The organism is Cobetia sp. D5, assembly GCF_035666195.1.
Lineage (GTDB): Bacteria > Pseudomonadota > Gammaproteobacteria > Pseudomonadales > Halomonadaceae > Cobetia > Cobetia amphilecti.
On sequence record NZ_CP142020.1, the window covers coordinates 1,861,879 to 1,884,720 of the forward strand.

The 22,842-nt window shown below is 64.0% G+C and carries 18 protein-coding genes; 2 read left to right on the top strand and 16 right to left on the bottom strand.

The window, feature by feature from the left end:
* Window positions 1-107: 107 nt before the first annotated feature.
* The 5 genes from U0O11_RS07875 to U0O11_RS07895 form a co-directional block, all read right to left on the bottom strand.
* A complete protein-coding gene (locus tag U0O11_RS07875; RefSeq protein ID WP_324692387.1) occupies window positions 108-1,823 on the bottom strand; it encodes a gamma-glutamyltransferase family protein in 1,716 nt (571 codons plus the stop codon).
* A 51-nt stretch (window positions 1,824-1,874) separates the two neighbouring features.
* Window positions 1,875-2,714, bottom strand: a complete 840-nt coding sequence (locus U0O11_RS07880) for a sulfite exporter TauE/SafE family protein (protein WP_324692388.1) — start codon at window positions 2,712-2,714, stop codon at window positions 1,875-1,877.
* A gap of 239 nt (window positions 2,715-2,953) precedes the next feature.
* Entirely contained in the window at window positions 2,954-4,282 is a 1,329-nt protein-coding gene (locus U0O11_RS07885; RefSeq protein WP_131431987.1) for a TRAP transporter large permease, read from the bottom strand.
* A complete protein-coding gene (locus U0O11_RS07890) occupies window positions 4,279-4,809 on the bottom strand; it encodes a TRAP transporter small permease subunit (protein WP_054556072.1) in 531 nt (176 codons plus the stop codon). Before U0O11_RS07890 ends, U0O11_RS07885 begins: the two co-directional genes overlap by 4 nt.
* Window positions 4,810-5,018: 209 nt before the next feature.
* A complete protein-coding gene (locus U0O11_RS07895) occupies window positions 5,019-6,110 on the bottom strand; it encodes a TRAP transporter substrate-binding protein (protein ID WP_324692389.1) in 1,092 nt (363 codons plus the stop codon).
* A gap of 803 nt (window positions 6,111-6,913) precedes the next feature.
* Between U0O11_RS07895 and U0O11_RS07900 the strand changes: the two genes are divergently transcribed.
* On the top strand, window positions 6,914-7,732 hold the full coding sequence (locus U0O11_RS07900) for a hypothetical protein (RefSeq protein WP_153635703.1): 819 nt from the start codon (window positions 6,914-6,916) through the stop codon (window positions 7,730-7,732).
* Between the two features lie 138 nt (window positions 7,733-7,870).
* Here the strand turns inward: U0O11_RS07900 and U0O11_RS07905 are convergent, their stop codons facing one another.
* The 9 genes from U0O11_RS07905 to U0O11_RS07945 all read right to left on the bottom strand — a co-directional run bounded on the left by U0O11_RS07905 (window position 7,871) and on the right by U0O11_RS07945 (window position 20,254).
* Window positions 7,871-8,323, bottom strand: coding sequence for an Lrp/AsnC family transcriptional regulator (locus U0O11_RS07905; RefSeq protein ID WP_043332694.1), 453 nt, complete (start codon window positions 8,321-8,323; stop codon window positions 7,871-7,873).
* Window positions 8,324-8,500: 177 nt separating this feature from the next.
* A complete protein-coding gene (ushA, locus tag U0O11_RS07910) occupies window positions 8,501-10,216 on the bottom strand; it encodes a bifunctional UDP-sugar hydrolase/5'-nucleotidase UshA (protein WP_279836512.1) in 1,716 nt (571 codons plus the stop codon).
* Window positions 10,217-10,479: 263 nt separating this feature from the next.
* A complete protein-coding gene (locus tag U0O11_RS07915) occupies window positions 10,480-11,910 on the bottom strand; it encodes a uracil-xanthine permease family protein (RefSeq protein WP_324692390.1) in 1,431 nt (476 codons plus the stop codon).
* A 307-nt stretch (window positions 11,911-12,217) separates the two neighbouring features.
* Window positions 12,218-12,526: a putative quinol monooxygenase gene (locus U0O11_RS07920; protein WP_052384416.1), complete on the bottom strand. Its 309-nt coding sequence runs from the start codon at window positions 12,524-12,526 to the stop codon at window positions 12,218-12,220.
* A gap of 306 nt (window positions 12,527-12,832) precedes the next feature.
* On the bottom strand, window positions 12,833-13,492 hold the full coding sequence (locus U0O11_RS07925) for an oxygen-insensitive NAD(P)H-dependent nitroreductase NfsB (protein WP_043333519.1): 660 nt from the start codon (window positions 13,490-13,492) through the stop codon (window positions 12,833-12,835).
* Window positions 13,493-13,679: 187 nt separating this feature from the next.
* On the bottom strand, window positions 13,680-15,287 hold the full coding sequence (guaD, locus tag U0O11_RS07930) for a guanine deaminase (RefSeq protein WP_324692391.1): 1,608 nt from the start codon (window positions 15,285-15,287) through the stop codon (window positions 13,680-13,682).
* Window positions 15,287-16,336: a xanthine dehydrogenase accessory protein XdhC gene (gene xdhC / locus U0O11_RS07935; protein WP_324692392.1), complete on the bottom strand. Its 1,050-nt coding sequence runs from the start codon at window positions 16,334-16,336 to the stop codon at window positions 15,287-15,289. The genes guaD and xdhC overlap by 1 nt, the downstream gene beginning before the upstream one ends.
* Window positions 16,333-18,747 carry a xanthine dehydrogenase molybdopterin binding subunit gene (gene xdhB / locus U0O11_RS07940; RefSeq protein WP_324692393.1) on the bottom strand — a complete coding sequence of 805 codons (2,415 nt, stop codon included), beginning with the start codon at window positions 18,745-18,747 and terminating at the stop codon, window positions 16,333-16,335. Before xdhB ends, xdhC begins: the two co-directional genes overlap by 4 nt.
* Entirely contained in the window at window positions 18,725-20,254 is a 1,530-nt protein-coding gene (locus tag U0O11_RS07945) for a xanthine dehydrogenase small subunit (protein ID WP_324692394.1), read from the bottom strand. Before U0O11_RS07945 ends, xdhB begins: the two co-directional genes overlap by 23 nt.
* A 405-nt stretch (window positions 20,255-20,659) precedes the next feature.
* Between U0O11_RS07945 and U0O11_RS07950 the strand changes: the two genes are divergently transcribed.
* Window positions 20,660-21,343, top strand: coding sequence for a TetR family transcriptional regulator C-terminal domain-containing protein (locus U0O11_RS07950; protein WP_054556074.1), 684 nt, complete (start codon window positions 20,660-20,662; stop codon window positions 21,341-21,343).
* A gap of 232 nt (window positions 21,344-21,575) precedes the next feature.
* Here U0O11_RS07950 and U0O11_RS07955 read toward each other — a convergent pair whose 3' ends face one another.
* Together U0O11_RS07955 and U0O11_RS07960 are read right to left on the bottom strand one after the other, a co-directional pair.
* A complete protein-coding gene (locus U0O11_RS07955; RefSeq protein ID WP_279840107.1) occupies window positions 21,576-22,181 on the bottom strand; it encodes a hypothetical protein in 606 nt (201 codons plus the stop codon).
* Window positions 22,178-22,609: a hypothetical protein gene (locus U0O11_RS07960; protein WP_279840108.1), complete on the bottom strand. Its 432-nt coding sequence runs from the start codon at window positions 22,607-22,609 to the stop codon at window positions 22,178-22,180. The genes U0O11_RS07955 and U0O11_RS07960 overlap by 4 nt, the downstream gene beginning before the upstream one ends.
* Between the last annotated feature and the right edge of the window lie 233 nt (window positions 22,610-22,842).

The window sequence follows — 22,842 nt, forward strand, 5'->3', positions numbered from 1 at the left end:
TTGATGCTCAGCATGGGGTGGAGGCGGTAGTCAGACGAAAGGCTTCATCCCCCATCAAATCAAGCAAGAAGCCGGCCAGTTCGTGACATGACACTGGCCGGTTTGCATCACGTCAGTGCCGCGCCACCATCACTGCGCGGGTCGTGGGCCGCCTCGACCTGCCCATCCGGGTGGCACATCACGGCGCCGGCGTGCCCCAGCGTGTCGCTGAAGGCCTCATCGAGGACTTCCACTTCATGGCCCATGGCCGAGAGTGTCTGAGCCATCTCGCCCGCGAGGCGCGATTCGAGCTTGAGGCTGGTGCTGACATCGCCCCAGGTGCGGCCGAGCAGCCAGCGCGGCGCACTGATTGCGGCCTGCAATGGCATGCCGTGGCGGGCGATGCGCGTGAAGACAGCCGCCTGAGTCTGCGGCTGGCCTTCACCGCCCATGGTGCCGAAGGCCATCACGCGGCCATCATCGAAGCAGGCCAGTGATGGATTGAGGGTATGGAAGGGCTTGCGGCCCGGTGCCAGGCTGCGCAGTCTGTCCGGCGCCAGGTCGAACGCCAGCCCGCGGTTCTGCCACATCACGCCGCTGCTGGGCAGCACCATGCCACTGCCGAATTCCCAATAGACGCTCTGGATGAAGCTGACGGTGGTGCCGTCACTGTCCGTCGCGCCCATCCAGATGGTGTCGCCTTCGGCGGGCTCGTGCGGCCAGCCCAGCGCGGACTGCATGTCGATCATCTCAGCCTGGCCGGCGAGGGCCTCCGGGGAAAGCTGTGCCTGTTGCGTGGCGATGCTGCCTTCGAGGCTATCCTCGAGTGCCCCCTCGATGCATTCCGGTGAGGTGATCAGGCTGTCGCGTACCAGGAAGGCGCGCTTGGTGGCTTCGATCAGCGCATGCAGGTGACGCGGGGTGTTGCCGTCCGCTTCGCTGATGCCATGCGTCGCGCTCAATGCATCGTAGAGCCCCAGAATCATCAGCGTCGCGAGGCCCTGGGTCGGGGCGGGCAGGTTGTATACCTCACTGTCGCGCAGGCGGACCTTGAGCGGCGTGACGCGCTGGGCGCGATAGCCGTTGAGGTCTGCCAGGCGCAGCGGGCTGCCGGCGGCTTCCAGCTCCTGCGCCATGCGCGTGGCAAGTTCACCACGATAGAAGTCATCGAGTCCGGCATCTGCCAGACGCGAGAGCGTTGCGGCCAGCGCCGGCTGACGCAGTCGCGCGCCTTCTTCCAGCGCGATCGGCTCACCTGACTCACTCTGACCCAGATAGCGCTCAGCGAAGCCGGGCTGCTGCGAGAGCACGGCCAGGTGTTTTTCGCTGAGTGCCTTCTGACTGGCGCTGACGGCCACGCCATCATTGGCATGCCGGATGGCATGGCTCAACAATGTCGAGAGCGGCAGGGGCGAGCGCTCATCCGCCGAGGTCTCGGCAGAGAAGGCCAGCGCCTCCTGCCAGCCGCCGATGGTGCCGGCCACCGTCAAGGCCGACAGCGGCCCACGGGTCGGGATGCTGCTGCCGTTGGCCAGGGGAGCAGCCCCCTCACTGTCAGCCGCGAAGCCATGGCCGTGTTCGGCATAGAACTCGCGGCTGGCAAGCCCTGCCGCCGGGCCACAGGCATCGATCGCCAGCGGCGCCAGCCCCGGACGCTTGATCAGCCAGAAGCCGTCACCGCCGATGCCGTTCATGTGGGGGTAGACCACCGCGATGGTCGCGGCCATCGCGACCATCGCCTCGATGGCGTTGCCACCATCGCGCAGAATATCGCGGCCCGCTTGCGCCGCCAGATGATGGGGCGCGGCGCAGGCGCCGCCAAAACCACGTCGGGTATGAATCATGGCGTCTTGCTCCTGAGGATTCCGTTGTTGTTATTGCGCGTCCAGTGCGGCTCAGCTACCGGTGAACAGGTCGTAGAACATGCGCAGTGCCGTGAACATCAGGAAGATGGCGAAGACCTTCTTGAGCTTGGCGGCATCCATCGCGTGGGCCAGCTTCGCACCGATCGGAGCACACAGCATTGTCGCCGGCACGATGGCGGCGAAGCCGAGCAGATTGACGTAGCCGATGGAGCCCGGCAGCAGGTTCGGTTCGCCGATGCCATTGAGCAGGAAGCTGGCGGTGCCCGGCAGGCTGATGACCAGGCCCAGCGCCGCGCCTGTGCCGACGGCCAGGTGCATCGGGGTGCCCAGGGTGCTCAGGGTCGGCACGCTCAGGGTGCCGCCGCCGATGCCCATCAGCGTCGAGACGCCACCGATGAAGGTGCCCAGTGCGCCGCTGCCCAGCGGGCCCGGCAGGCCACTGCCCAGCACGGTGGACTGACGGCGGAACATGTTGAGCGCGACCAGGAAGGCCACGGTGGCAAACAGCCCCATCAGTACCGCACCGCTGAACAGATTGGACAGCAGGCCGCCGATGATGACGCCGATGATCACGCCCGGCAGCAGGCGCTTGAGAATCGCCGGGTTCAGATTGCCCTTGGCGTAATGCGCCCTGGCCGACATGATCGAGGTGGGAATGATGGTCGCCAGTGAAGTGCCGACGGCCTGGTGCATGCGCACCGCTTCATCGACGCCCAGCAGGCTGAAGAGGTGAAAGAGCACGGGCACGATGACGATGCCGCCGCCGACCCCCAGCAGGCCGGCCATCACGCCGGCAATCATGCCGGTGACGATCAGTGCGGCGATCAGGCCGAGAATCCAGTGCAGTGGATAGGCTGAGAACAGTTCCATGGTGTTTCCTTGTCGTCCCCGTATGGCGCGGGGTGGTTCATTGCTGATGAAGGTTGCCGATGAACGCCATCGGCAGTCGATGCATGTCCCTGGAGCGCTGGCGGGTGTGCTGTCTCCAGGGAGGCGAGCCGGTGGGCAGGCCACAAGACATTACGCGTTGCTGAATTACCTTTCCAATGGCCTTTGCGCTGAATCCCCCGTCAGGTGTCCCGAAACGCGCCGGTACATGGATTGCCGGCTTACCAACCGATCGCTTCCGGCAGCCAGGTAGCGAGCCCCGGGAAGCAGAACAGCAGCACGACTGCCGCAGCCTGCAGGCCCACGAAGGGCAGCACACCGAGATACAGATGGCGGGTGGTGACCTCTGGCGGGGCGACGCCCTTGAGGAAGAACAACGCCCAGCCAAAGGGCGGCGTCAGGAAGGACATCTGCAGATTCATCGCCACCAGCACGCCTAGCCACACCATGTCGGTGCCATAGCCGATGAAGACCGGCAGGAACATCGGCAGCGCGATATAGCTGATCTCGATCCACTCGAGGAAAAAGCCGAGCACGAACAGTATCACCATCAGGAAGATCAGCGCGCCCAGCTCGCCACCCGGCAGCAGGTTGAACAGATCATGCACCATGTTCTCGCCGCCAAGGCCGCGGAAGGCCAGCGAGAAGGGCTGCGCGCACAGCAGGATGAAATAGACCATGGCGGTGATGGTCAGGGTCGAGTGCAGACAGGCCTTGAGCATGGTGAAGTTGAGACGCCGGGCCAGCAGCGCGATCAGCATGCTGCCCAAGGCCCCCATCGAGGCCGCTTCGGTGGGAGCGGCCACGCCACCCAGAATCGAGCCGAGCACCGCGAACACCAGCATCAGCGGCGGAATCACGCTACGCGCCAGGTCACGCAGCAATTCCTTCATGCCACCGGCGGCGGCGCGCTCCTCTTCCGGGATGGCCGGGACGAGGTCCGGCTTCCACCAGCCCAGCACCAGCAGATAGACGATATAGATGACGGCGATGGCCAGCCCCGGTACGAAGGCGGCGGCAAACAGGGTGCCGACGGATTCGCCGAGAATTTCCGAGAGCAGGATCAGCACCAGACTCGGCGGAATGATCTGCCCCAGGGTGCCGGAGGCGCAGATGGTGGCCGAGGCCACGCCCGGGTGATAGCCGCGACGCAACAGGGTCGGCAGCGTCAGCATGCCGACGGTGACCACCGTCGCGCCGACGATGCCGGTAGAGGCCCCCATCAGCACGCCGACCAGGATGATCGCGATGCCCATGCCGCCATTGACGCCGCCCATGGCGCGCCCGATGGTCTCGAGCATGTCCTCGGCGACCCGCGATTTCTCGAGCATGACCCCCATGAAGACGAACAAGGGGATCGCCAGCAGGGTGTAGTTGGTGACCACGCCATACAGACGGGCCGGCATCAGACTGAACAGCAGCGGACCAAAGCCCGCAAGCCCCGCCACGAAACCGGCCACGGCCAGGGAAATCGCGACCGGAATGCCGATCAGCATCAGGACCAGAAAACCGCCGATCATGGCCAGCGCAATCCACTCGTTCGGGCTCATGGCGTCACCTCGCGTTCCAGGTCACCGTCGACGGGCTTGCCCGACAGCACCAGCAGCGCGCGCAGGCAATCTGCCACGCCCTGCAGCGCAAGCGCGGCGAACCCGAGGGGAATGAAGGCCTTCAGCAGATAGCGATAGGGCAGGCCGCCGGGGTCGGGCGAGCCTTCCATCAGCTGCCAGGACTGCTCGGTGTAGCTCAGGCCCAGCCAGGCGATGGCGGCGCCGATGGCGATGGTCATCAGCGCACCGATCAGATCCACCAGCGCGCGGCCCTTGAGGGAGAAACGGTCGTAGAAGACATCGACGCGAACGTCGGCGCGATGCTTGAGGGCGTAGGAGATGCCCAGCAGCGCGATGGGAGAAATCAGGTGCCACTCGAATTCCTGGAGTGGCACGGGGCTGATGCTGAAGAAGTAACGCAGCAGCACGTTGCTGGCGACCAGCAACACGAGCGCCAACAGCGAGTAACGGGCGATGACGCCCAGTCGCTCGATGATGCCCTCGAGAAAATGGATGACGTACAGCATGGCATGGCCTCATGAACGCCACGACGGGACAGGTCGTGGCGTTGGACAGGGAAGCAGCAAGACGGAAAAAGGCGTTTGCGCTCGGGGCTTGTACCTTGAGTTCGCCCCCGCAGCGCAGCGAAGGGCGAGTTCATCGGGCGACGGGTCTGAACGCGAGACGTGAGACGTGAGTCGACAGGTGCGAGCCGCGAGACCCGAGACACCAGGCGTCAGAGCGCCAGGAAGGTCTTCTCGCTGACGGCGGCCCATTCCTTGTGCTGGTCGCGGAAGGCCATGAAGGACTCGTGGACGCGCGCGGTGTCCGGATCGGCCGCCGCCATGTCGGTCAGCGTCTTCTCGGTGACTTCCTTGAGACGCGCTACTACCGCCTCCGGCAGCGGCTGGGCGGTGACGCCTTCGTTGTCGACCAGGTCATTGAGCTCCTCGGCATTCACCGATTCGCACCAGGCCTGGCTCTCGACGTTGCACGCCTGGGCGGCGGCCTTGACGATGGCCTGCAGGTCTTCGGGCAGGCCCTCCCAGGCCGCCTTGTTGATCATCAGCTCGGTGACGTTGGTCGGCTCGTGCCAGCCGGTGGTGTAGTAGTACTTGGCGGCCTTCTGCAGCCCCAGACGGCGATCCTGATAGGGGCCGACGAACTCGGCGGCATCGATGACGCCGCGTTCCAGCGCCGGGAAGATCTCTCCGCCGGGCAACAGACGCACGGCCACGCCCAGTTCGGCGTAGACCTTGCCGGCCAGCCCCGGGATACGCATCTTCAGGCCCTTCAAGTCCTCGACCGTATTGATCGGCTTGCGGAACCAGCCGGTCATCTGCACGCCGGTATTGCCCATCGGGAAGGCGATCAGCCCCTTGGGGGCGTAGAGCTCATGCCACAGCTCCAGGCCGCCACCGTGATACAGCCAGGCATTCATGCCCTGGGTATTCATGCCGAAGGGCACGGTAGTGAAGTACTGGGCGGCGGGAATCTTGCCGGCCCAGAAGTAGGCATTGCCGGCGTTCATCTCCACCACGCCACTGGCGACGGCATTGAAGCCCTCCAGGGCCGGAATCAGCTCACCGGCCGCGAAGTGCTGGATCTTCATGCGCCCGCCCGACATGGCCTCCACCTTGCGGCAGAAGTCGGTCGGACTGCCCGGGCCCTCGACATAGAAGGGCGAGCCAGGACCGTAGGCATTGGTCATCTTCCATTGATAGGTCTTGTTGGATTCCGCGCGCACGATGGCGGGCGCACCCATCACGAGTCCAGCGGTTGAGGTTGCCAGTGCGGCACCCAGGAACTTGCGACGATCGAATGTCATGGGAGGATCTCCTGCGGACGGATGACCAGTAATGCCCTTGCGACAGACTGCTTTGAATGCTCTGTGTGAAAGAGTCTTCTGTCTCAAGGGGGGCGCCTGTACGGCATGCCGACATTGAGGCCGGCGATCTTGTTGTGTAGGTGTTTCTGCATGTTCTTGAGTAGCGTTGCCTGTCATTTGTCAGCCAGAAGGCTGCCATTTGTCAGTGGGCTACGTGGAAGACATTGCAAGGCGTGTGCCATTTGGCGCGCAGGGAGATTTATTCTTTATTTTCAATCGATTGCATGGAAATTCTGGGCGTTGTGTTTCGCTGATAGAGCGTGAGCGCGCCCCTGGCGTTGCCCAAGTGAGGCCGTGGCAGCGCTGATTGGCAAAGTTCAGGGCCTGACAAATGTCAGAAGATGACGCCTGGCGCGGCATTTGTTCACCGATAGCGACGGGGAGGGTGACATCTGGCTCACGAATGTGGGGTAGGGATGATCAATTGTCATGCTCGCGACCTGATGGTGCGTGCGATCGATCATGGTGCACCTGGATAGGGGCGCTCAGAATCGGTCAATCAGAGCAGGTCAATAAGACTCGGTACGCCCACATCGAGTCTTCATGCGAGGCGCCATAGACGACAGTCTGAGTGGCTGGTGGCATCATGCGGCTTTGTCCTGATGGAGCGTTAGATGTCACCTCATGAGCCTGAAGAGCCCGCCACCCGCTCGGAGTCTTCGCCTGCCGCCGCATCCACCTGCGTGACGAAGACTGCCGGGCCTCGCCTGCCCGCCACGCCCGGGGCACCAGGAGGGGCTCAGGTGCCGCGCATCCTGCTGGTCGCCATCCTGGTGGTGATGGCGGTGCTTGCCTGGTGGGAGATGCCGCAGCAGTGGGCGCTGGATTTCCTCGACGCCACTCTGGGTCAGGCGTTCAGTGCCTTCGCCATCGCCAAGGGCCTGAACGCGACCATCTCGGTACTGCAGTCCTCGACCATCGATCTGCAGGTCTTTCAGGTCTCGCCCGGGGAAGCGCTGGACCCCGCCAATGACATGATCGAGCGCTTTTCGTGGGTGATGTTCGCGGCGACCGGCTCGCTGGCGCTACAGAAGCTGCTGCTGGGCATCTCCGGCTCGCTGATCATCAAGGCCTTCGCCAGCGGTGCCTGCCTGCTGGCGGCTCTCGGGCTACTTACCGGCAGTCGCCAATCGGTCGATGGGATGCATCCCCGCCAGCGCTGGTGGCAGGTGGCTATCCTGCGCGTGGCCCTGTGGGGCATCGCACTGCGCTTCGCGGTGCTGAGTGTCGCGCTGGCCAGCGGCGCCGCGGGTCAGGCCTTTCTCGATGACAGTCGCGATACCCAGATGGCGCAGTTGAGCGTGACGCAGCAGCAGCTGGCGGAAGTCGCCGACAAGCAGGTAGGTGGCGCGCACGAGGAGCGCAGCTGGTGGCAGCAGTTCAAGGGCAGCATGGAAGGCTGGGTCGGCGGGCCGATCACCAGTGTCACCCAGGGCTTTGATGCGATGACCGACAAGGTGATCGACCTGACCATGCTGTTCATCACCCAGACGGTACTGTTCCCGCTGGGCTTTCTGTGGGTCGCGCTACGGCTGCTGCGCGGGCTGGCAAGGTTGCAGTGATGCTTGCAGTGACGCTTGCAGTGATATGTGAGGTGACGAGTGAAATGACAGCCCCGGCGCCGTCCGGTGCTGCGGCGTCAGAGGCAGAGACAGAGGCAGAGACAGAGGCAGAGACAAAGACAAAGAGAGACAGAGATGTCATAGCCGCGCGCCACCACGCCGATGCTTCACGCGCGTCATCAGCGACTTGCAGTCGACGGAGAGAATCTCGTCGCGATTGAAGATATGCGCGCGCACGAAGGCATCGAAGGCCTCGTAGCTGTCGGTGAGGGTGTGGATGTGCAGGCTTTTCAGGTCGCTCATGATATAGAGGCTGACCACCTCGACGCAGGCGGAAAGCTCCTCGGCGATGCGTTCGATGGCGCTGGGAGCGACGGTCAGGTCCACGAAGGTGGAGATGCCCTTGCCGAGCTTGTCGGGGTTGATGACGGCGGTGAACTGTTCGATCACGCCGCTCTCGACCAGCGCCTGGACGCGGCTGCGCGCATGGGCACGCGAAATGCCGAGCTTGCGGGCGATATCGGCGTAGGACATGCGACCGTCCTTGATCAGCAGGTTGAGCAGCTCACTGTCGGTGCGGTTGAGGTTCATGGGCCAGGGTCTCGACGGTCTTTGTTGTAGTGGTGCGCATGTCGTATCAAACCTGTGCGATCCGCACTTGTATAGTCCGACTGCAGCCCTGGCGAGGATATTCCGGCTCTGGAAATGACAACGGGACGCCAAGGCGTCCCGTTGTCATGTGCATGTTTAGAGCAGAAGCCTCAAGCGTCACTGATAGACGATCTCGCCCTGGGGCGCGTATGCCGTGACGTCGATCGGGCTCTGCTCGGCAAGATAGGCCTTGAGCACATCGGCATCGACGAAGCCGGTATCCAGGTAACCCGGCAGGTCAGTGACCTTCGGATAGCCATCCCCGCCGGCGGCATTGAAGCTCGGGACGGTGAAGCGATACTGGGCGTCCATGGCCAATGGCTGGCCCTGAATCATCACGTCGGAGACGCTGCCTTCTGCGCGATTGACGCGCAGGCTGACGCCGGCGAACTGGGCATAGGCGCCGGAGTCCACCGGTTGGGTGGCCACCGCCTCGAGATACTCGAGCACCTCGCTACCTGACATGGTCACGACCCCCACGGTGTTGCCGAAGGGCAGCACGGTCAGCACATCCTTGTAGGTGATCTCGCCCGCGGGCAGCGAGGCGCGTACGCCACCTGAGTTCATCACGCCGAAGTCGGCCTTGCCGGCCTGCATGGCGGCGGTGGCGATCAGACGTCCCAGGTTGGTCTGGGCAAAGCGCACCACGTCGCGATCGCCTTCCAGCTTGCCGTTGCTCTGCGCGACCGTGACGTTGAGCTGCGCCTGACCCTTTTCCTGATAGGGGCGCAGGAATTCGCGCAGCTCGCTGTCTTCGGCAATTTCCTCCGCGACCAGCACCTTCCTGCGCTCGCCATTCTCCTCGACGGTCTTCTTGAGATTCACCGGAATCAGCTGATAGTTGACCATGGTCAGCTCGCCATTGCGGAACTCGTAATCGGCGCGTCCCACGTACTTGCCCCATTCATGCGCCTGCACGATGTAGGTGCCGTTCTGGCGGTCCGGCTGGCAATCATCGCCGGGTGCAAAGTCCGCCATCCGGTTGGCACCCTCCATGCAGACCGGCTCCTGGGAGTGGCCACCGACGATCATGTCCAGTTCGCCGTAGGGCAGATAGCGCGCCAGCGAGACATCGCCCGGCGCATTGATGCCATGCTCGGCATTCTGATAGTGGCCCATGTGGGTGACGGCGAAGATCAGGTCCGGCTGCTCATGCTCGTTGAGCTCCTCGATGGCCTTGCGCGCCTCTTCCTTGGGGTCACGGAAGTCGAGATCGCTGAAGTATTCGGGGTTGCCGATACGCACGGTGTCTTCGGTGGTCAGGCCGATCACCGCGATCTGGATGCCATGCTCATCGAAGATCTTCCAGGGCGCGAACAGGCGCTCGCCGCTGGTCTTGTCGTAGATATTGGCGGCCAGCATCGGGAAGTCGGCCCAGTCGCGCTGCTTTAGCAGCACCGCCAGCGGGTTGTCGAATTCATGGTTGCCCACCGCCATGGCGTCGTAGCCGATGCGGTTCATGCCCTTGAAGTCGGGTTCGGCCTGCTGGAGATCGGATTCCGGCACGCCGGTATTGATGTCGCCACCCGACAACAGCAGCACGCTGCCACCTGCGGATTCCACCTCGGCGCGGATGCGGTCGACCAGCGTCTTGCGCGCCGACATGCCGTATTCGCCATCACTGCTCTGCCAGAAGCGGCCGTGGTGGTCGTTGGTGTGCAGCACCGTCAGGTGATAGGTGGTGTCGGCCTGCCATTCATGGCCCGCCTGGCTGGCACAGGCACTCAGCGTACTGAGCAGTGCAGCCCCCAGCAGGGCCTTCAGCGCCATGCGCGAGCGGGTAGGCGCGCACAAGCCCGGCGCATTTGATGAGATGAGTCGAGTATTCAGCATGAGCGATACGTTCCTTGTGTCTGGCTCCGGTGCGCAATGGCGCGTTCAAATCTGTGAGTGCTGATTGTCAGGGTGCTGATTGCAAGAGTGTTGATGGTAAAACTGCTTGAAGGGTGGGGACGGCATGAACAACCCCATGCAGTCTGCCTCATTGCTGTGGAAATTGGATGACCGACACCCGAAGTGCGAACTTTCTAGACCGACATGAAAAAACCGGCCAATGATGCGCCGGTCTTTTCATGTCTCATTGCTGCGCCTGCGGGTCAGGCGTGTTCCTGGTCCGCGCTGATGCTGTCGGTGGATTCACGCTCACTCGCTCTGGGATTGAACACCTCGGCGTCTTCCATCTTCGGCAGCAGCAGCTCGGCGATGATGGCGGTCAGGCCGCCCATGGTGATCGGCGAGCGCAGCGCATCGGCGAAGGTGCCCGGAATGGCGTTCAGCACATCCGGCACCATGCCGACGCCAAGTCCCAGCCCCAGGGCAAGCGCGATGATCATCATCTCGCGGCGCCCGATGGGCTGCGCCATCAGGATGCGGATGCCGGACACCGCGATCAGCGCGAACATCAGCGTGGTGGTGGCACCGAGCACCGGGCGCGGCATCTGGGTCAGCAGGGTGGCGATGAAGGGCGACAGACCCAGCAGCAGCAGGAAGCCCGCCACATAGCGGCCCACATGGCGGCTGGCGATGCCGGTCAGCTGGATCACGCCGGTGTTCTGGCTGAAGGTGGTATTGGGGAAGGTGCCGGCCAGCGCGCCGAGTGCGGAATTCAGGCCATCGCCCAGCACGCCGCCGCGCAGACGCTTCTGGTGTAGCTCATCATCCACGGCGAGCCCCGAGGCGCGTGCGCTGCCGGTGAGGTCACCGACCGTCTCGATGGCGGTGATCATGAAGATGAAGGCTACCGGCAGGAAGGCGGCCAGCGAGAAATCGAAGCCGGTATTCAGGGTCGCCGGATGCGGCAGGGCCAGCAGGGCGGCATCGGCCAGCTGTGGCGCATCATAGAGGCCACCGATGGCGGCGATGATGCAGCCGACGGCCATGCCGATGAAGATGGAGGCGATTCTCAGCCACGGATGACGCGAGACCTGGCAGGCCAGCACCGTGATCAGCACACAACCGGCCAGCGCCAGATTGGCGGGCGCACCAAAGTCCTCGGCGCCGAAGCCGCCGCCGATATCCGTCATGCCGACCTGGATCAGGCTCAGACCGATCAGCATCACCACCACGCCGGTGACCACGGGCGTGATGACCCGCTTGAGCCACGGCAATACCGTGCCCAGCGCCATCTCGATCAGGCTGCCCGCCAGGCAGGTGCCGAACAGCACCGCCAGTACCTGTTCGTCACTGGCATTCTGCGAACGAGCGATCAATCCGGCGGTGATCAGCGCGGAAACGAAGCTGAAACTGGTGCCCTGGATGCTCAACAGCCCTGAGCCGAACGGGCCGATGCGTTGGGACTGGATCCAGGTGGCGACACCGGAGACCACCAGTGCCATCGACAGCAGGCTGGCGGTGTAGGCATCGAGGCCCAGCGCGCTGGTGATGATCAATGTCGGTGCAATGATACCGGCCAGACTGGCCAATAGATGCTGGGCGCCGGCGAGTGCCGAGATGGGGACCGACGGGCAGCTTTCGAGGCCGAGCAGTGGTTCGTCGATCCCCTTGGAATCGGAAGAGGATTGGCTCATGTGACGCTCCTTGTTCTGCTCGCGGTGCAATGGCGAAAATGGTGTCGGGCACTGGAGTGTTCAGCGCGGGCAGCCAATTATAAGCAAGATGTGAACCAAGTTCAGTGCTCGTATCGATTTTTCCATCACTTGTTGCGTGTCCCGCGGCCAGGCCAGCGGATGAGCAGGCCAAGCCCGTGTGCCACAAACGCAAGATCCCCGCCGGGCGTGATGCCCGGCGGGGATCTGTCTGCGCTCTCGCAGCGCCTTGTCTGAGCGAAAGTACGCCCAGCGGCTCAGCGGCTCAGCGGCTCAGCGGCTCAGCGGCTCAGGGCGTCAGCAGGCGCTGGATATTGAGGCTGATCTCACCTTCGCCGAAGGTGCTCAAAAAGCCCTGGAAGTGCTCGGTGGCCACGTGGGCTTCGATGGCGTCTTCATCCCACCATTCTTCCAGTACCACGAAGTCGCCTTCCGGTACCGGCTCACCTTCCGCGACGTTCTTGTCGATCGCGAAGAATTCGTACTGCAGGCAGCCCTTGTCGGACTGGCTCTTCTCGACCAGTTCGGCGAGAGCATCGCGTGCCTTGTCCTGCTGGTCGGCGGGGAAGGTCAGTGTCGCGATAAGCTTGATGGACATGGCATGAATCCTGTCGTGGGCGTAAGAAGTGGACGTAACAGATGGGCGAAACGAATCAGGCACGCAAGTCGGACATCGCCGCCGGGAATGCACTGCGCTGGCCTGCCTCGAAAAGGTGGCATGTCCGCCATCGGGATGCAATGCGGCGGGCACGGGCGGCGACTTGCCCCCCATGCCCGCCGTTGGCCCGCAAGGCGGACACGTCGATGTCTTGCGGACAGTTGCTGTGAACAGATCTTCAGAATCCGCTCTTGAGCGCCAGCTGCTGAGAGCCCGGCCTTGAGTGCCCGGCCTTGAGAGCGAGCCTTACAGGCGAGTGAAGATCTCGTCTGCCGGCAGACGGGACTTGGGCAGCTCGGCATTGAAGTCGTCAGCGGCGCGGTAACCTAGGCTCACGGCGACCAGGGCATTGAAGCCTTTCTCGCGCAGGCCGAATTCCGCATCCAGTGCCACCGGGTCGATGCCTTCCAGCGGCACCGCATCGATGTTCAGGCTGGAGGCCGCATACAGCAGGCTGCCGTAGTTGAGGTAAACCTGCTTGTCCATCCAGTGCTGCAGGTCCTTGAGGTCATGACGGTGCAGGTCGATGAACAGTCGACGCGCGCCGTCCATCATCGCGCTGAACTCGTCATCCTTCTTGAAGCGGCCATCAGAGGCTTCGGTGTCCAGCAGGTGGTTCAGGTAGTCGTCGTCCAGGGTGGAGCGAGTGCAGAACAGCACGACGTGAGAGGCATTGGTGATCTTCGGCGAGTTGAAGGCGTACTTGTCATCGGTACCGGCGCGCGCGAAGCGCTGCTTGGCATCGTCGGATTCCAGCACCAGGAAGTGCCACGGCTGGGAATTGACGCTGGAGGCGCTCAGGCGCATCACGTTTTCCAGTTCCTGCCAGTCGGCGGCGCTGATCTTGCGTGCCGGATCGAAGGCCTTGGTGGAATAACGACGTTGCATGATGGCGGTGGGAGTCATGATGATGGTCCTCGTAGTGGCAGGCCAGTCGCTGAGCGTCCATGACCTTTTGGAAGAAGATGTCGCCATCATAGCGAGTGGATTCAGCGTTGAGTATCCGTGTTGTGCGCATCTTTAAGATGAAAAAATGGCACCAATCCAGAGAATTGGTGCCATATGTCAATTACTTGTCATCGCTGTGATGCTTTCATGGCATTAATGCTGCGGCAGGCTCTCTGGATGGCGTATCAGAAGAGGCACTCAGCATCAGGCCGTGCAGCTTGCGGCACTGGCCCGCCACATGGACTTCGCGTATCACGCGGTCGTCGCCCAGCATCATCAGCGCGAACAGCACCTCCTGCAGCGATACCTGGCTGGGCTGACCCCAGCGAGTGCGCCGTGCCAGCAAGGGCGTGGCGGCGGGGTCGAGCACGATGACATCGGCTTCCATGCCCGGACGCAGGTTGCCGACCTTGTCTTGCAGGCGCATGGCGCGCGCATTGCCCAGTGTCAGTTGATAGAAGCCCTGCCAGGGTGTCAGCGGTTGATTGGCGCGTGACTCAAGCCCCGCCACATCATGGGCGACCGCGCCGTGAAGCTGGCCGACCTGATAGGCGGCCTTGAGGCTCTCCAGCTGACACAGGCTGGAGCCACCGCCGACATCGGTGGCGATGCTGATGTTCATGCCCATGGCGCGGGCACTGGCGCGATCGAAGAGCCCGCTGCCGAGAAACAGGTTGGAGGTCGGGCAGAAGGCGATGCTGGCGCCACGATCCGCGATGCGCTGGCGCATGCCATCGTCCAGGTGGATGCCGTGGGCGAAGGTGGTGCGCTCATGGCTCAGGCCGACATCCTCATAGACCGCCAGATAATCCCGAGCGTCGGGGAACAGCTCGGCGACCCACTTCACCTCATCGAGATTCTCGGCCAGGTGGGTCTGCAGGTGCAGGTCCGGCTGGCTCTTGAGCAGTTGGCCGGCAGCCTTCAGCTGCTCGGGCGTGGAGGTCGGCGCGAAGCGCGGCGTCAGCACATAGCCGAGGCGGTCACGCCCGTGCCAGTCGGCGATCAGGCGCTCATCGTCCTTGAGCGCGGCGACCCCGGAGTCCAGCAACTCGGGCGGGGCATTGCGGTCCATCATCACGCGCCCGGCATGCACGCGCATGCCGCGGGACTGAGCGGCCCGGAACAGGGCATCGGCACTGCTGGCATGTGAGGTGGCGAACACCTGGGCGCTGGTCGAGCCATGACACAGCAGCGCATCGAGGAAGGCATCGGCGACCTCGGCGGCATGTGCAGGGTCGGCGAAGCGCTGCTCGGCGGGGAAGGTGTAGGTGTTCAGCCAGTCGATCAGGCAGTGGCCGTAGCTTGCGATGATATCCAGCTGCGGGAAGTGCACATGGGTATCGATGAAGCCCGGCATCATCAGGCCTTCGACATTGCGCGGCGGAGACAGCCGTATCAGCTCGCCCACGGCCTCATACCGGGCAAGCGAGCGATGATCCCCCACGGCGACCACATGGCCTGCATGCATCACCAGCAGCGCATCGGCGTAGTGTTCGACGGCGCGCGCCAGGGTCGCCGCCATGTCAGAGGCTCGGCTGTCTCTGTTTCCCTGATTGCTATCTCCCTTATCGTTGCCATCGCTCGAGGCCGCCTCACTCAGCATGGCGTCTTCAGGGTCGGCGACGAAATGCAGCAGTGCTCCACGCAGCAGGCTGACGCAGGAAGCGTCCTTGGCGGCCGCGCGCAGGGCTGCCGTCAGGCGCTGCTCATCCAGGTGGCAGGCCGCAGTGTGCGACGTGTCTTGGTCAGTCATCATTCGGCCTTCTGTGTCGTTTCTGTCTGGTGCATCGCGTCAGGAGCAAAATGGGCGCGCAGCTGGCGGGCACCCTGACGCGTCAGTCCATGGCTGTCCAGTGACGTGCCCTGGGCTGACGTGCCTTGGAGAGACGCGCCATGGCCGGTGGCCTTGTCGGACGAGTTCACGGCCGCTTCGTCACTGCGCCGCGCCTCGATCTGCAGCAGTTCCGCGACGACGCCAATCGCGATCTCCTCAGGGCGTTTGCCGGGAATGCCGGGCACGCCGATCGGGCAGCGAACGCGGGCGATCTGATGCTCCGCGAGATCGCCGCGCAGGCGCTGGCGAAAGCGCGCCCACTTGCTGCTGGAACCGATCAGCCCCAACGACGCCAGGTCATCTCGTGGTGCGAGCGCGGCGATCAGCGCCTGGTCCTCGACATGGTCATGGGTCAATACCAGCACATGGCTGCCCGCCATCACGGGTAGTGATTCACTGGGGGGCGCGGCTTTCGCGGTCGGCGGCTCGGTCAGGATATTGAACGCCTGACGCGCTACACGCCCCTCACAACCCGCGGGGGTCGTGGCGGCCGTGAGCTGCTCGGGGCGTGAGTCCCGCCAGTCGATCTGCCAGCCCAGAGGTGCCAGCAGCGTGACGATCGCTTGTCCGACATGGCCGGCGCCGAACAGGGCCAGCCGTGGCGCAAGCGCCGGGTAAAGCTCGATCAGCACCTGCACATGGCCGCCGCAGCATTGCTGGGCATGCTGGCCGAGCGCGATTTCCTCGAGCAGGCAGCCAGACTGTCCCTGGGCCAGCCTCTCACGGGCGCGCTCCACCACCAGCTGCTCCAGCCGTCCACCACCGAGGCTGTCGTGCAGCGTATCAGGGGTGATCAGCATCTTGCTGCCGGCACCACGCGGTGCAGAACCCGCCACCGTCACCACGGTGGCCAGTGCATGCGCCGTCAATGCTGCCTGGGCCTCGGCGAGCGCCTGATACCAGCGGCCGGTCGCGGCACTCTTTGCATTCATGACGGCACTCTTGTCGGCACTCTTGTCGACATTCATGACGGCACCTGCGTTGGCTCTGCGCCAGCAGTGTCGTGCTGCTCCTGCCAGTCACGCTGTTCGCGCGCCGCCAGCATCACGCGCTCCGGCGTGGCCGGGGTGTCCAGGCGCACCGCGCGGCGGTAGTCGGTCAGCGAGGCCAGCGCATCGCGCAGCGCCGCCCACACGCTGATGGCGAGCATGAAGGGCGGCTCGCCGACCGCCTTGGAGCGGTAGATGCTGGCGGCCGAGTTGGGATGTCCCTCCAGCAGGCGCACCTTGAGCGCGCCGGCCGGCACGTCACAGATCGCCGGAATCTTGTAGGTCGCCGGGCCATCGGTGAGCAGCCGGCCATCCTCGTTCCACTTGAGCTCCTCCGTCGTCAGCCAGCCCATGCCCTGCACGAAGCCGCCCTCGATCTGACCAATGTCGATGGCTGGATTGAGCGAATCACCGACATCATGCAGGATCTCGGCGCTTTCCAGACGGTATTCACCACTCAGCGTATCGACGACCACTTCGCACAGCGCCGCGCCGAAGGCGTAGTAGTAGAAGGGGTGGCCGGTGCCGCTGGCGCGATCGTAATGGATATCCGGGGTGGCATAGAAGCCCTTCTCGGACAGTGAGATGCGTTCTAGATACGCCGCCTGGATCAGCTCGCCCCAGGTCATCAGCACACCGCTCGGGCCATGCAGCTCGCCATCCGTGAGGCTCAGGCTGACGCGTGGCTGGGCGAGATGCTCGGCGGCGAAGTCGAGCAGGCGCATCTTGAGGCGCAGGCAGGCATCACGCGTCGCCATGCCGTTGAGGTCCGCCCCGGAGCTTGCCGCCGTCGGCGAGGTGTTGGGCACCTTGTCGGTGCGAGTGGCGGTGATGCGTACCTTGTCCACGCTCAGCCCCAATTCACGGGCCGCGACCTGGGTGATCTTGGTGTGCAGGCCCTGGCCCATCTCGGTGCCGCCGTGATTCACCTGCACGCTGCCATCGGTGTAGACATGCACCAGGGCGCCTGCCTGATTGAGGTGCTTGGCGGTGAAGGAGATGCCGAACTTGACCGGTGTCAGTGCCAGCCCCTTCCTGACCACCGGATTGGCGGCATTGAAGACGCGTATCTCGGCGCGGCGCGCCCAGTAGCGGCCACTGTCCTCGAGCTGATCGATCAGGGTCGCCAGCAGCGGGTGCTGATTGACGTGTTGGCCATAGTGCGTGGTCTCACGGCCCTCGCAGTAGAGATTGCGCTTGCGGATCTCCAGCGGGTCACGCCCCAGACGCCGGGCGATATCCTCCATCGCGGCCTCGACCGCCAACATGCCCTGAGGGCCGCCAAAACCGCGGAAGGCGGTATTGGACGCCACATTGGTGCGTGCGCGAATGCCGCGCACGTGGGCATTGCCCAGGTAGTAGGCGTTGTCGGCATGGAACATGGCGCGATCGACGATGGCATCCGAAAGATCCGGCGAGTGGCCGCAGTCGCCGGTCAGCTCGATGATGGCGGACTCGATGCGCCCGCTGTCATCGACGCCGAATTCATAGCGGTGGTGGAAAGGGTGGCGCTTGCCGGTCAGGCGCATGTCATCTGCGCGTGCCGGTCGCAGGCGTGCCGCGCGGCCCGTGCGCCGGGCGATCATCGCGGCCAGACAGGCCACCGGCGCGGCCTGGGTTTCCTTGCCGCCGAAGCCGCCTCCCATGCGGCGGGTCTCCACCGTGATGGCGTGGAAGGGCACGCCGAGCACTTCGGCGATCAGCTTCTGGACTTCGCTGGGGTGCTGGGAGGAGCTGTGCACCAGCATCTCGTCATCTTCGCCTGGCAAGGCCAGTGCGGCCTGACTCTCCAGATAGAAGTGTTCCTGGCCGCCGCTTTCCAGCTCACCGCTCAATTGCCAGGCGGATTTGGCGAGTTTGGTGCTGATGCTGTCGAGATCGCCGGCGCGACCATTGGCAAGCCGTGCCTGGGTGTGGGTCGGGCGCACCAGATCACCGCGGCTGGCCGCCTCGCGCGGGTCCAGGCACACCGGCAGGGGCGTGGTGGCGACCTTGGCCAGTCGCGCGGCCTGACGTGCCGCGCGCTCGCTGTCGGCGGCGACCACGAAGAGTGCCTGACCATGATGGCTGATGATGTCACTGACCAGCAGTGGGTCGCCGGGGAAGACCGGCCCCACATCGCTGTGACCGGGGATGTCGGCGGCGCTGAGCACGCAGACCACGCCGGGGGCACGGCGTACCGCTTCGATATCCAGCGCATCCAGAGTGGCGTGCGCGACCTCACTCATGCCGATGGCCAGATGCAGCGTGCCGGTGGGCAGCGGCAGGTCATCCACATAACGCGCCGAGCCGCTGACATGGCGCTGGGCGCTTTCATGCTGACGTGACTGGAGAATGGGGGCGGCCGGCGCGGCGCTGGCGTCGGACTCAAGGCTGTGCAAGGTACGCATCGAGGCTCTCCAGTGGCGTGAGGGAGGTCGTGGGCTGGCGCTCATTCAGGATGCGCTGGGCCACGCGGGGAATCAGATGGCTGGCGGCCAGCAGGCGATATTCGCGTGAACCGCGCACGTCACTGAGCGGTGAGAAATCGGCCTGCACGGCCTGCTCGATCTGCTGGCGAGTCTGCGTCGTCAGTCTGGCGGGCGTGAGAGATTCCAGCGCTTGCAGCGTCAGCAGTGCTTCCAGGTGAGGGGCGCGGGCCGGAACCCCGGCCATGCCGCCGAAGGCCACCCGCCAGTATTGCGCGCGCCCGCTGGCATCACGCCGCCAGGCGAAGACGCCGAGCAGGGTGGAGATGTCGTCGTCACGCCGCTTGGACAGCTTGTGCACCGCCAGCCGCTGGTTGGGCAGCGGGCGCGGCAGGAAGATGGAGTGGATGATCTCGTCCGGCATCAGCTGGGTACGCTTGTAGTCGAGGAAGTAGTCCTCGAGCTTCAGGATGCGCTCATTGTCCTGGCTCATCAGCTGGATATAGGCGTCCAGCGCGATCAGCAGCGGCGGCATGTCCCCGATGGGCGAGGCATTGCCGATATTGCCGCCCAGGGTGCCACGATGGCGGATCTGTTCACTGCCCAGTCGCGTGAGCAACTCCGCGCCATCCGGGTAATGTTCCCGCAGCAGCGGCATCAGCTGGTGATAGCTGACCGCGGCCCCGATCCACCAGCCTGCCTGACCGGCGTGCTCGCCTTCCTCTATCTTGCCAAGCGCCGCGACCTGGGTGGTGTCGATCAAGGCCGGGAAGTCGCGCAGGCGCTGGGTGTGCTCCAGCATCAGGTCCGTGCCGCCGGCGATCAGCGCGGCATCCGGGCGCTCGGCGCGCAGCGCCAGCAGGGCCTGCAAGGTGATCGGCCGATAGAAACGCCCGGTGTCGCGCTCGTCATCTGGGGCGGTGTCGTGCGCTTCCGCTGTGCTCACGCCAGCGTCCTGCAGGCTGGCTGGCCCGAATTCGCCTTGCAGCAGACGGTGAGCGGCCTCGCGGATCGGGCGATAGCCGGTGCAGCGACACAGGTTGCCGCCCAGTGCATGGTCGATCATGGTGTCGCGCTGTCTGGCATCGATCACTTCGCCCTGATCGATCTGGCGCTGATGACGGGCATGCAGCACCGCAAGGCTCATGGCGATGCCCGGGGTGCAGAAACCGCATTGACTGGCATGGGTGCTGACCAATGCCTGCTGCACCGCCGAGAGGGTTGGCGTCTGGCTGGCATCCGCCAACCCCTCGACGGTGATCAAGTCGCAGCCGGCCAGCTGGTGAGCGGGCATCAGGCAGGCATTGGCGGTGCTCACATTGTGGCCCGGCCCCTGCAAGGCAATGGTGCAGGCGCCGCAGTCGCCGGAGGCACAGCCTTCCTTGGTGCCGTCTTGCCCAAGTGAGGTGCGCAGCACTTCGAGTACGCTCGTTCCCGGTGCAGGTGAGGGCAGTCGGCACGCGCGCCCATTCAAGGTGAAGTCGATCATGCGGGCATCCTGTCAGGTCGTATTGTCATTGTGGTGCCTTGTTGCGTACAGCGTGCTTCCAACGCTCAAGCCCTTGTTCTGCCTTGTCGACGGGCTGGGGCTGTCTTGCCAGCGGGCCTGTTCTATCCAGGCGACGAGCGTTGGTCTACAGGCTGTTGTCTCTATCAATGTAACAGGTCGTATTGTGATTCCTGCAAGAATCTGACCAAATGGTCAGTCCATGTTGTGGTATTTTGTTCGCCGGTGTCTCAACGGGCTGTTTTCACTGCTGTTCCAACGCCACGTGATAGTCGCTTGACCAGAGCCTCCTGCTTGCGCACATCGCTGCTGACAGGCGAGTGAGACAGACAGGGGACTGTCGCCAAGAGACTCGAATGCTTTTTTCTGACCTGATGAGTGATGCCGATGCCCGCGGATTCTCCTTCTTCCCTTTACGCTGAAGTCCGTCGTACCCGTAGCGCGGAATTGAGCGTGCCGCCTGCCAGCTCTCCGCGTGAGCAAGCCGAGAGCCGTATTCTCGAGGCCGCCGAATGCGTATTCGCCTGTCACGGATATCGCGGCAGCACCTTGAAGCAGATTGCGGAAGTGGCTGAGTTGCCCAAGGCCAATCTGCTCTATTACTTCGGTTCCAAGGAGAAGCTCTACGTTCACCTGCTGGAGCAGACCCTGACGCGCTGGAATGCCTCGCTCGAGGATATCTCGCCTGATGACGAGCCGCGTGAGGTGCTGGAAGCGCTGGTGCGCGTCAAGCTCAAGCTGGCACGCCAGGCACCGCAGGCCTCGCGTCTGTTCGCGGCGGAGGTGATCAGCGGGGCGCCTTTCCTGCGCGATTATCTCAGTGGCGACCTGCGTGACTGGGTACAGGCGCGCTGTGATGTCATGAAGGCCTGGATGGCCGCGGGCAAGCTGCGTGAGGCGGAGCCGATGTGGGTGATCTACCTCATCTGGTCCACCACTCAGCATTACGCGGATTTCGCCGCCCAGATCGATCAGCTGGGGGGAGCGCCGCAGAGCGATGAAGACTGGGAGCAGCTGGCGGATTTCGTGGCCAGCACGCTATGTGATGGTCTGTGCCCGCGACAGTCATGAGCGGCGTGAGGGGCGTGAGCGGTTAAGCGCTTGAGCCGGCGGGTTCGGCGCTCTGTGAGTCGTCTGTTGTCTGTTGTCACTGCCTCGCCGCACAGCAAAAAGCCCGCCCCGGATTCCGGGGCGGGCTTTTTGGTTGCTGGTTCTGGGTTTTTGGTTCTTGAGTCTAGAGTCGTTATTGCATCGCTCGTTCTTGCGTCATTCTGGAAATGTGAAGGATAAGGCCATCAGGCGATCAGCTTGCCATCTCCAAGGGCATGCCAGCATCGCGATCCAGCACGGCTTCTTCCTCTTGCTTGGCCCCCGACAACTCGGCTTTCTCCAATTGAGAGAGGTCACAGTGTTGATGCATCTGCCAGCCATCGCGGGCATCGTCGGCCAGGTAGATCAGCGCGGCATCGGCGCTGGCCCACAGACGCGCGAGGTCACGTTGGTGGCGGGTGCGGTTGGCCAGCGGCAGCGCATCGGCGGTGACTACCACCACTGGCGCCTTGCGTAGCCAGCGCGGCGCATGGCTCGGCCAGCTGTGATGCACGGCGTCCAGCCAGGGCGCCTGGGGATGGCCGGGCGATGACTGCCAACGCCAGCCACGCCCGACTTCGGTGATCCCGCGCGCCGTCCAGATCAGGCTGCGGCGCGGCAGCTGCGCCTCCAGGCTTTTCAGCAACGCATCGTCGCTATCCGTCAGCGGCTGGATGGCTCCTGACATCATGCTCAGATACTCACCAGCATGCTGGCCGGCGGTCAGTTCCAGCTTGATGCGAGGCGCAGGGGCGAGGGCGATGCTGTTCTCCAGCGGTATGTGCATGCCGCATTCCATGCCGATGGTATAGACGCTCATGCCAGCATTCCTCGACGCGTCATGCTCTGACGCAGCAGGGTGTGGTGGCGGTGCATCGCCTCCCAGTCAGCGTGAGCCTTGTGGTTGATGTCAGGATTGAAGACGGCTTTCTGTTGCGCGATGGGCGATGCTGTCGGAGTCGATGTCTCGGCTGAGGCCTGGGCCGCCACGGCCGAGGCGGCAATGTCGGCCTGGCTGCGCGTGTCATGGGCCGGTGAAGGCGTCGTGGGGGCCGCCGTTGCCTTCAGGCTCAGCGGCGGTGCCTCGTAGCCCATCGCCATCACGCCCAGCAATTGAGCGGACTGGGCATTGGCGACATCCTGGGTGGCGCTACCAGAGCGCGGCAAGAGGGTGAATGTCTGTGTCGTGACCTTGGCTGTCATGGCTCGGCAGGTATCGAGGAGGGCAGTCATCGTTGAGGTGGCCATGAGAATGCTCCTTGCGCATCGCGAGCGCTTTATCGGGAATATTGCAGTCCGGCAAGGGTCGTTGGCGTTACTGCGCGGCGTATGACCTGTCGGCTGGCTAGTCTTGATCAAGCGGCTTGCGTGCCGATTTGATGTGATGAACAGTAAAAACAGTCGCTTGTGTCTGTGGTGCTGTGCGGATCATTGTCGTCGTGCAGCGCTTGAGGGCGTCAGAGGTGTCCAGAATGAGGAAA